This is a genomic window from uncultured Bacteroides sp., assembly GCF_905207245.1.
Taxonomy (GTDB): Bacteria; Bacteroidota; Bacteroidia; order Bacteroidales; family Bacteroidaceae; genus Bacteroides.
In genome coordinates this window covers 1-10,121 of sequence record NZ_CAJLKP010000120.1, presented here as the reverse complement: position 1 = coordinate 10,121, position 10,121 = coordinate 1, and the positions used below count along the sequence as shown (strand labels likewise).

9 protein-coding genes are annotated in these 10,121 nt (G+C 45.9%); all 9 read right to left on the bottom strand.

The window, feature by feature from the left end; genetic code table 11:
- Positions 1-67: 67 nt before the first annotated feature.
- Complete coding sequence (locus tag QZ135_RS23135; RefSeq protein ID WP_294615185.1) at positions 68-568, bottom strand: HU family DNA-binding protein; 501 nt, start codon at positions 566-568, stop codon at positions 68-70.
- 145 nt (positions 569-713) lie between these two features.
- The gene (dnaB, locus tag QZ135_RS23130) at positions 714-2,090 is read right to left on the bottom strand and encodes a replicative DNA helicase (RefSeq protein WP_294615183.1); all 1,377 of its coding nucleotides are present in this window, start codon (positions 2,088-2,090) and stop codon (positions 714-716) included.
- Positions 2,091-2,111: 21 nt separating this feature from the next.
- Positions 2,112-2,729 (bottom strand): hypothetical protein, encoded by a 618-nt coding sequence (locus QZ135_RS23125; RefSeq protein ID WP_294615180.1) that lies wholly within the window; start codon positions 2,727-2,729, stop codon positions 2,112-2,114.
- Positions 2,730-3,025: 296 nt separating this feature from the next.
- Complete coding sequence (locus tag QZ135_RS23120) at positions 3,026-3,286, bottom strand: DUF4248 domain-containing protein (protein WP_294615177.1); 261 nt, start codon at positions 3,284-3,286, stop codon at positions 3,026-3,028.
- 145 nt (positions 3,287-3,431) lie between these two features.
- Positions 3,432-3,833: a hypothetical protein gene (locus tag QZ135_RS23115; protein WP_294615175.1), complete on the bottom strand. Its 402-nt coding sequence runs from the start codon at positions 3,831-3,833 to the stop codon at positions 3,432-3,434.
- 141 nt (positions 3,834-3,974) lie between these two features.
- On the bottom strand, positions 3,975-6,176 hold the full coding sequence (locus tag QZ135_RS23110) for a DUF4906 domain-containing protein (protein ID WP_294615172.1): 2,202 nt from the start codon (positions 6,174-6,176) through the stop codon (positions 3,975-3,977).
- Entirely contained in the window at positions 6,142-6,348 is a 207-nt protein-coding gene (locus QZ135_RS23105) for a hypothetical protein (RefSeq protein ID WP_294615169.1), read from the bottom strand. The genes QZ135_RS23110 and QZ135_RS23105 overlap by 35 nt, the downstream gene beginning before the upstream one ends.
- 282 nt (positions 6,349-6,630) lie before the next feature.
- A complete protein-coding gene (locus QZ135_RS23100) occupies positions 6,631-7,554 on the bottom strand; it encodes an Rpn family recombination-promoting nuclease/putative transposase (protein WP_294615166.1) in 924 nt (307 codons plus the stop codon).
- A gap of 207 nt (positions 7,555-7,761) precedes the next feature.
- Positions 7,762-10,121, bottom strand: a 2,360-nt coding sequence (locus QZ135_RS23095) for a hypothetical protein (RefSeq protein WP_294615163.1), incomplete at its 5' end; no start/stop codon positions are given.

The following is a 10,121-nucleotide window of genomic DNA, read 5'->3' as shown; positions in this document are numbered from 1 at the left end:
ATTGGCTGCGCAGCCTTTAATTTTTAATTCTTTAATTTTTAATTTCTAACGCCTCTGGCGTTAGAGCCTATCCCAACGGGTCCCCTTCAAGTCCTCCTTCTCCCTCGGAATTGCCGCCTCCGTCTGATGATCCACCGTCTTTGTCTTCCGGTTTCTCTAATGCAAACATCACATTTGCCGGACTTCTGGTCTGCGCATGACTGTTGTTCACCAGTTTCAACTCCTTGTCCGGAACAAAACGAATATTCACCCGCTTGATATTCTTCACAGTACACTCCTCCGAGGTAGCTACGCCCGGACAACAAAATGTCATGTGAAACGTTCCGAACTGATTCAATTTCACCTTGTTTCCGTTCGCCAGGCTTTCCTGAACCTCTTCCACAAGCGCCTCTATCACATGCTTCACGTCCCCTTTCGTCATCGCACAGCTTTTCTGTATGGCGGCGGCAAGGGTATCAATATCTACCGTTTTGCACGTACCGGGTTTCTGGCGAAGATAAAAGAACTTGGGAGAACTGGAATCAGTCACAATTTTTCTGCGCATATAGCGCTCTACGGTTACATCCATAAGTAAAATAAATTAAGTTAAGGTTTAAGTTATCATAGCTCTTTCAAGCATATCACAAAGGTACTACATCCGGGAAGCGAAATCAAGTATTTTGCCAAATATTTTCAAACCATATCCAACCGGATTCCACCTATTCCCACCCAGTTTACTTCGCATGCTTCATCAGCCACTCACAAGGCGGAACATAGTCTCCCATTTTCGTCAGACTGGGGTTGTGTCCAAAGTAAACATCACCTGTTTCGCCATTTCTGTGCTTCGCCACAATCACCATTCCAAGCCCCTCGGAAGGATATTTGCTCTTGTGCTCCGTTTTCAGACCACACAAAGCAGGACGATACAAAAGCATCACCATATCCGCATCCTGTTCAATTGCCCCGCTTTCACGCAAATCGCTCAGTAGCGGACGGCAGTCGGGACGCCCTTCACTCATGCGGTTCAACTGGCTGAGCAACAATACCGGTACATCCAGTTCTTTTGCCATCAGCTTTGCCTTGCGGGTGGCTTGTGCCACTTCCTGCTCACGGTTGCGGTTGTTCTGGTCGGACTTCATATCACAAAGTTGCAGGTAATCCAGAATAATCATGTCACACTCTCCCTTGCTTTTCAGCATACGAGCCACCGAGCGTACATGGTCCATACTCGTCACCGGACTATCATCCACACGGATGGAAAGTTCTGAAAGCTTCTGGGAAGCCTCACGCACCTGCCGCAATTCCCCCGTATCGAGCAACCCGCGGCGCATATGCGAAGCATCCACATCTTCAGTAGCGGCAAGCAACCAGCGATCTCCCAAACGTTCACCCTGCATTTCCAGACTGAAAACCACCGTATGATAACCGCTTGCAGCAGCAGCCCTTGCCAAGTGCAGGGCGAAAGCTGTTTTTCCCACTGCCGGACGCGCGGCAAGGATATCCAAATCTCCCCGTTGCCACCCCGAAGTCAACTTGTCCAGATCGGAGAAGCCGGTAGGGATACCTGTAATACCATTCCGGCTATTTTCAACACGGGTTTCCACTTGCGTCAGGGTATCTTCCATCAGTTGCTCCATAGTGCGGAGATGGTCGGCAGCTCCCATTTCGCCCTCAAGGCGATCCAGCAAATCGTGCATAGCCACCAGCACATCCGTGATGTCTACCGACTCATCGGCAGCGGCAGCCAGTTGCTTATGCGAACCGAGAATCACCTCACGACGGATAAATAGTTCTCGAAGTATGCACGCATGATATTCCAGATGGGCACTCGATGCTATGCGCGAAGCAAGCCGCATCAGATTATAAGGTCCGCCCACCTTCTCCAGATTGCCGCATGAAGCCAGTTCATTCTTCACCGTAAGAATATCAATCACCTTCCCCGCACGGAACATGGCCAGAATAGCGACATAAACCATCCGGTTCTGATCGTTATAGAACATTTCCGGGCGCAATTTATCGGCAACCAGGGATATAGCTTCGCTCTCTACCAGACAGGCACCCAGCACGGCTTCTTCCAGTCCGGCATCCTGTGGATTTAAAATTTCATTCATTTCTCTCTTTTATTCTTATCATTAATTGTCATATTCATCTTGAAACAGTTTGTTAGCCAGATATTTCGCAGCCTGACAGCAATACTTCGTATTCCGCAAATGGTAGTAATATTCTTCAATGTTCTCCTGAGCCAACTTCCTCTCTTCAAGCGACATCTTCTTCCACTCCCTGAGGGTCTCCTCCTTGTTTTTTCGGGGCATGCGGGTGGTTTCATGATATTCGTCCCAAAATTCCCCGAAGCCCTTTTCGAGAGTGGTGGCTGTATCCGCCTTTCCGGTCATCCTTTTGCCTACCCATGCATCGTATCCCGGTATGCGGATATGGCTGACGCAATCTCCCTCCACCAACTCTATGCCGCCATCGGCAATCAGCCGGTTGAAGAAACGCCGGGTGCGCCCGATAGTCCAGCCCAGAATTTCCGCCCAATGCCTGAAGGATATCACCGATTCTCCACGCCGGCAAGCCACCTCGGTATTGCAGCATTTCATCATCGCTTCGGCATAATTGACGTAGGTTAGCACCCGCAGGAATGCATTCATATCTCCCACCGCCTCACGATTTTCCTCAAAAGCCCTTAAAAGCAAGGCACGCGGAATCATGACGTAACCTGCCACCTGCAAATCTTTATTCAAATTCATAATTCATCTTCTTTGTTTACAGCGACAAAGGTATGGCAATAAACCGGGTTCTGTTCCCGCCACTGTTCCAACTGGTTACATTTGGTGACTCACGGTGAATTATTAATACAATCTGTGTAGATTCGGACCGGTCTATGAACCGTACTGTTCAGTGAACATGATAACTTACTGATAATAAATAGTTTGATTACGAAAACGTACAGGCAACCAGACAGCCAACCGTACATGATATAATAATATAAAGAAAAAAAAGAAGGATATATAAATATCCTTCCTGCTTTGACGGAGTTGCATTCTTACTGTTCCATCTCTCTGCGTGCCTGATTGGGAAGCCCCAGATAACGAATCAACACCGCAATCTGCAATGGGGTCAGAATCGTAATCTGATCGGTATACCCTACTTCCAGCAGCCCGGCATACAGGCCGGCAATTTCTTTGACGTGCTTCCGGAACGAGCGAACAGCCGAACTGTTGTGCATACATGGATAATACGTCTGTGCCACTTCCGACAAAGGATGGCAACCTTGGAGCAGCCGGTCAAAATTTACTTCTTTCATTGTTTTTCTTTAAGTTTATAATAGGATGGCTCAGCGTGAATAAGACCTTAATCAAACTTTCAAACCAACCTATTTGTTAATAAATCGGCTGCGAAATTATAAAAATAATATCATCTGTGTAGAACAAGAATGACAGGAACGGTTTTCAACTCCCGCGCTTCTTTTTAAAGTAGGAAAACACAGTGGCGAAGCTAAGAAACCGGCGGTTGGGCAGATGCACGCGGCTCTCGAACAGATAACGGGTAGAAATGATGTAGCAGAAAAAGGAATAACTCAGATTGAGATGCAGACGGGCTTGGAGACGGTCGTAGACAGTGGAAGCTCTGTCAAAGAAACTATCTACCTCAGCATGAGGAACGATACGATGCCTGCGATGCAGACGGATGATGCGTTCCTGCGATTTCAGTGCATACTCCAGATTTTCTATATTTTGTCGGGTACGCTGCATCCTGCGCAACAAGAGTTCTTCCCGTTCTTGCTGCCGGACATAGCGTTGTCTTTCATTTTCAAGACGTTGTTCCAATCGATGTAAAGTCATTAATTCCATACTTTCTTTTTACTTATATGTTTATTATTATTCACAAAACACAAAAAAACGCAAAGGAGACAGACGAGTGCCACCATTATGGGGTGGATTCGTCTGCAATCTCTGCGTTTTCCCTGGTTTCGGGGTATATAGTATACTATTCTATTCCATCTTTTCCTGAACGCAACGGGTGGTGTGGGCGTCGTAATCCCTCATCGAACCTATGTAAGGCTTGGAGTCACCCGATATTCTGAAAATCATCGCACTTTCAGATGCAGACATATATCCTATTGTGCCAACACTATTCAATTGAGCTATATTGGGCGGGTATCCGGTAAATCGCATATAAAATTTACCTTCCGTATTATCATATTTAAGTAGTGCCCCGCCATCATCCTGCGCACTTCCAGGAATCACGGCAGTATTACGATTCACCAGAATATTAAGTTCACTCTTCTGGGGCATACGCCACCCTGCCGGACATGGGTCATGAATAGTTTTTATGACACCCCATACCGGAAGCTGAGCATCTGAGCACCAAGTAGTAGCATTATTATTGGCAATGGATATCGGTACCTGATAAGCCTTCTGTAACGAAGTAGCTCCACTGCCGATGGACAAAGGTACAATCGCATGAAAGCCATCCGGTTTATACCTGTTCATGATATGTTTGGGAGGCGCATCCGCACTCAGGGTAAATTGATAAACACTTGGCAACTTCTGCGTCGTATAACTACTTGGGAATGGATCTTTCCGCCCTTTCTGGAAGTGAAAACCATTATTTCGGGACATCGTGAGAATATCTTTCGGAATAGCATTGAACGCTCCTTCATAAGCCCCCAGATTACGGTCCATCATGATAGCCGCCACGGTGCCATCAGTACTACTCACCGGCACAAGTTTTAGCTTCCGCTTTTCCTCCGGCGCCAGCACCGTTTCAGTTCCCGTAGCATCCGGATGATAATCCGTCACCCACACGTGCCAGCTCCAGAGGATATTCCCTGTACCATTCTCTCCGTCATAAGCGGCAATCACGCCGCTCCCGCCGGAAGTATTGGCTGCCGTGCGACAATAAATGAGGCATTGCCCTGCTCCTGTTGCAGGAACCGCAGTGATAGTAGCACCATCCGTACGTTTCACATCCACAATATTGGTATGGTCATCATTACTATTGGCAATACCCATCGTAGGATCGCCCACATCACCATTCTCTTTGGTCTGCCAGAGCAGCTTCACAGACTTGATGCCACCGGCACTGCACCAACTCACCAATTTATCATTAGTTATTGAAGTTCCGTTGGACTGGAATACAAATGGATCAAAACAGAACGCACCACCCGGAGCAATCATGAAGCAGTTTGCAGTAGGCAGAAGGTTGTTGTTATTTTCGGAAGCGGGTATCGGGTCAATATACGTCACGCGACCGTCATCCGTAGGGATACCTGCGTGTTTGAAGTTTACTGTATAGTTATAATTGGTGTTACCCAGCACATTGAAGTCCGACGACTCCCTACCGCCCAGATAAACGCGATAGTCCAGTTTTTTCTTCGCATCGGTCTTGTTCACAGCAACAAAATTTATGAAAGCACTTCCCTGGGGGGCATTGGCTTTCGTGCGCAATACCTCCGAAGTGGAGGCAGCCGAGCTTCCTCGCACATTGGCAGGTATCCAGCAGGAGTAACTGCCACTATTACCTTCTGAGGGCACTTCTATTGTAGTGAATTGCTGGACAAGCGAAGGGTAAGTGCCATCCTGTTCATCCGGCGCATCCACCACAGCATAAGCTAAAGGCACGCTTTGAATCAATATTTGTCTTATATCAAAGTCACTAACAGCGTATGTCCATGTCATCGTAAGCCGGGTTGCCAGACGTTTCAGCCGGAGGCGGGCATCATAAGCTCCGTCCATACTTTGGATGATATATTTACCAGAGGCTCCATCTTTCACCACTTTCACATGTTTCAGATGCAACACATAGGGCATTTTGTTCATGCTCGTTTGATTTACCGGGTCGATTTGGTTGAGTACCTTTGAGTCTACAGTTATTTCTTCCTGCACTTTTTGCAATGTTCTTGTTCCTAATTCCGTTTTAACCGTATTGCCATCACCACGCGCCACGATCACCAGTTGGCAATCTTCACTTGCTTGCAGTGCCACGTCTAAAGTCGTGCCAATAGTGGCATTGGCAAATGTGGAACCTGCAAGGTGTGTACCTGCGGAATTGTACTGCCTGATTTCTAAATTATACAGAGCATCCGGAGTGAGGTCTGTTACATCACGAGTTGACACTTGGGGGCACAGGCTCGCGCTGAAGGCGGTATAACCGCCTTCAGCGCGAGCCGAGGCGAGCCCGAGGCACATCATAACCATTAAGTTCGGAGGCGAAGTCAAATGCCAGCGGCACCGTCACCAATCCACTATTACCCGTCGGGATTTCTTCTTCCCCAATATTGTCTTCACATGCGACCATTCCGCCCGCAAGTGCAACTAACCCTAAAAATAGAGTCAAAATACTTCCAATTTTCATTCGTTTCATATTTATTTTATTTATAGTTCATTATCTCCAAAACAGACGGTCTATTCACGACAAACAGACCATCCATTTCACTGTTACAGATAGTCTGTTCTGCATAAACAGACCATCTGTTTTTATTCTTTCGCTGGAATAAGGAATAAAAACACACCGTCCCGCCTCATGCACTTCCGTACATGGGGCGGGACGAAAAACAATATCTTATTATATAACTGCCTGAATTATCGCTTCACTCAAACAGACCTTCCCACTACCTCTTCCATCAACAGGTAGAAAATAAATTCTTTATAATACAGCAACCTCTTCAACTGTCAGACCGGTAATCTTAGAGATTAACTCACAATCCAAACCTTCTGCTTTCATTTTACGGGCAGTGGCCAAACGCTCTTCTTCGCGACCTTCTTCACGTCCCTCTACTCGTCCTTCCTCGCGTCCCTCTGCCCGACCTTCTGCACGTTCAGTATAGATGTTATCACGGAGAATGACAATATTATCCAAATGCCGATAATAGGCTTTCAGTTCATCTTTTGTCATCTTGTCTATCTTCAAATGTTCACGGACATCCTCTAAACCGGGAGCAGTAGCGCTGTCGGGGATATCGCCTGTATTCAGATAATGAATCCATTCCTCTAACGGGCTTTTGGCCACCTGATTAAAATCATTCACCTTCAAAATATAATATTCAGGATAAAGCTGACTGACAGTATCGACACTGAAAGTCTGTTTCTGGAAAGGTGTCAGTTCCAGAATATCTCCTTCATGGATACCACGAAACTCCGTTTTGCCATGATACACGATATCTTTTCCATTACCCAGGGAGAAATATACGATATTGACGCTATACACCTTACGCACTTTATCATATCCTTCACCGCGATTGATATATTCCGTCACCAGTTTGGAAGTTCCGAACAGCATACGCTGAAAATAAGCGTATTCATTATTATTCTGTACTTCAATCAGGATAAGTTCGCCCTTTGAATTCTCAGCAAGCATATCCACACGATTATACTTATCAAACTCATCTTCCTGATTGCTTTCGCTTTCCAGAAGTTTCTGAATCTTGATATTTTCTTTCAACAGGGTAGTCAGAAACCCTTCCAATACCCCAAAATTGGCTTTATTGCGCAGTAAGCGCTTCATAGCCCAATCGAAACGAATATAATTACCGGCCATAAGTTCGTCTCCTTCCTCTTGTTTTGTTTTCATGTCAACAAAGGTAACAGGAAAATGTTGAATATCAAACGGCGAACAAATATTTATTTGAACTCCCTTTCCCCGTATATTAGATAGGATGAGATAAAGATACTAATTGTTTTCCGTTATTCCAGCATGTCAAAGAGCTATTTATAAATCTTCCATTCCTTTCGCATGTCCGCAAATTCCTTAGTTAGCGAACAGAAAAAGGATGAAAAACTAAGGTTTCTTCTGAATATTATCTTGTACACATCTTACCGAAAAACCAAATTTCCAATCGATGGGATGGCGCACAGAAACTATATTATCCTGAATCTGATAAATTAGTACAGCCCCTTTATCAGTCGGGTGTTTTGTCGAACTCCACAAATAAGCTGTATTATTTTTCTTATCCCTATAGTTTCCGCTATTTAATTCACGGAGAGAAACCCCGGGAAAGAAAATTGATTTATCACCCTCCGGTCCTACTGAAGTTCCATAATAAATGAATCCCGAACCAACAAAATCAGATTTCTGTATCGTACTGATATTGATGAAAGATATATTTCTTGTATTACCGTCATAGTACATGACATTATTAAATGAAAGCAAATTTCCTTCCCCCGCTCCGGTAGTACCAGCATTTATGCCAAAACCTGTCCACATACAATACTTAAACGTACCATCATCATTAAATAAAGGCATTGAAGTCGTCGTTCCAAGTGCCACAGGAGTTATGCCATTGGAAGGGACGCGCCATCCTTTCGGACAAGGATCATAAATTGTTTTAGGACCATCACCGTTCCATTTTTCAGACAAGGTGGGATTTTGACCATTTGAGCCTATTGCAAATTTCAATGGCTGTTGTATCAATTGCTCCACTGTAGACAAAGTTCCTTTAGTAACATCCAGTGGCTCTCCCACTCCGTCATAAATAGTCTTTGTCTCTTTCGTCGTGCCGTCCGCAGCAGCAAAGAAAGGATCTTTCCGACCACCCTGATAGAGCATCCCAAGGGTGCGCCGACCGTCAATCTGATTATCTTGTATACCTGCCTTGGTAGCTCCCAAATTGCGGTCCATAATGACACATTTGTAGAAAGCACCGGCCGGTTCTGTCCACGAAATGCCCTGATATACTTGTACGGCTCCGCCCTGAGTGGCGTTTTGAGCTTCGGATATGGCAGCCGTCCGGTTTGAGTTATCTGTTATCTTATTTGCATCCACGCCAACCGGTATATAGTCACTTATCCAAATGTGCCAACTCCATACAGTTACGCCCGAAGCATTCACAGCTTCTATTACCGCATTGCCGCCCTGCGTGACGGGAACTTTCACGTGTACCAGAGCCTTATCTTTATCTGCAATATCAGATACGTTCACCAAGTTCTTATGATTATTTTCATCGACCACATATCCTAAAACCAATTCTCCTGATGTTCCGGCATCCTTTGTCTGCCACAGAACCCGGACGTGATCGATGGTTTTCTCTGTAGTTAATGTCGTTCCATCGGTCAGATAAGTATTCCAGCCATTCGCACCCGCTTCATGTTTATAGGGATTAAAGCAGATATTTGTACCGGGAAGCATCATCAGGCAGTTGCTAGTAGGTACAAGGTTCGTACTTTTCACCGGAGTCTGATCCAGCAACTGGATACGGGCATCGCCACGATAGTCGGCAGATTTGATATTCAGCGTCCAGTTGTAATCCTTATTTTCGTAGAGGTTGAAGTCCGTAGAATTATCGCCACCTAGGTAAGCACGATAATAAAGGCGTTCCTGCCGGGTGGAATTATCCACTACCAATTCCACATAAGAAGCGGCAGTGGGGGCATTCTCTTTCGTGCGGTAGCGGTCGGAAGTAGCATTTACAGAGGTGCCGCGAACATTGGCGGGCAACCAAATTGTTTTCCCGCCCTTATTCAAATCCGTTGCGGATGTCAGACGATAAGGATTGACAAACTCAGCGATTGTGGTTGGATAAGTAATTCCCCATTCATTCTTTTCGGTGGTGGGGAGCAGACGGTAATCTTTGGGAACCTGGCAAAGCCTTACTTCTTTCAACACATAACCATCATCCGCCATAGAAGGGCTGAAAGTCCAGTTCACCGTCAACTTAGTGGCCAGACGTTTCAAACGAAGGCGGGTATCGCAAGTACCTTCCGGACTTTGAAGTACATACCGGATCATGCCACCGGAATTATCCGACACCACGTTCACGCGTTCCAGATGGAGCACGTAAGGCATAGCATTCAGGCTACCGGTTGACGGGTCGATACCTTCTATGACACTTGATGTAGCGATTGTATTCCGCACTTCGTTTAATGATTTATTAGTTGATATACTTGGTAAGGCATTTCCACTTCCACGGGCGACGATCAGAAGCTGGCAGTCATTCTTAGGATTCAGGTTGACTGTCAATGCAGTGCCCGGTGTTGTTTCAGTACCAAAAGTCTGTTTGGTTACATAATTGCCGTTCGAATCATATTGCAAGATTTCAAGATTGTACAATTTGTCCGGAACAGCAGAGCTGGTACTTCGCGTGCTGATGCTGGGCGTTGGGCTCGCCTCGAAGGAGGCATTGCCTCCTTCGAGGCGAGCCC

Coding starts and splice junctions, on each gene's coding strand:
- QZ135_RS23135 (WP_294615185.1), bottom strand. CDS start 568: ATGGATGTAACCGTAGAGCGCTATATGCGCAGAAAAATTGTGACTGAT.
- dnaB (WP_294615183.1), bottom strand. CDS start 2,090: ATGAATGAAATTTTAAATCCACAGGATGCCGGACTGGAAGAAGCCGTG.
- QZ135_RS23125 (WP_294615180.1), bottom strand. CDS start 2,729: ATGAATTTGAATAAAGATTTGCAGGTGGCAGGTTACGTCATGATTCCG.
- QZ135_RS23120 (WP_294615177.1), bottom strand. CDS start 3,286: ATGAAAGAAGTAAATTTTGACCGGCTGCTCCAAGGTTGCCATCCTTTG.
- QZ135_RS23115 (WP_294615175.1), bottom strand. CDS start 3,833: ATGGAATTAATGACTTTACATCGATTGGAACAACGTCTTGAAAATGAA.
- QZ135_RS23110 (WP_294615172.1), bottom strand. CDS start 6,176: ATGATGTGCCTCGGGCTCGCCTCGGCTCGCGCTGAAGGCGGTTATACC.
- QZ135_RS23105 (WP_294615169.1), bottom strand. CDS start 6,348: ATGAAACGAATGAAAATTGGAAGTATTTTGACTCTATTTTTAGGGTTA.
- QZ135_RS23100 (WP_294615166.1), bottom strand. CDS start 7,554: ATGAAAACAAAACAAGAGGAAGGAGACGAACTTATGGCCGGTAATTAT.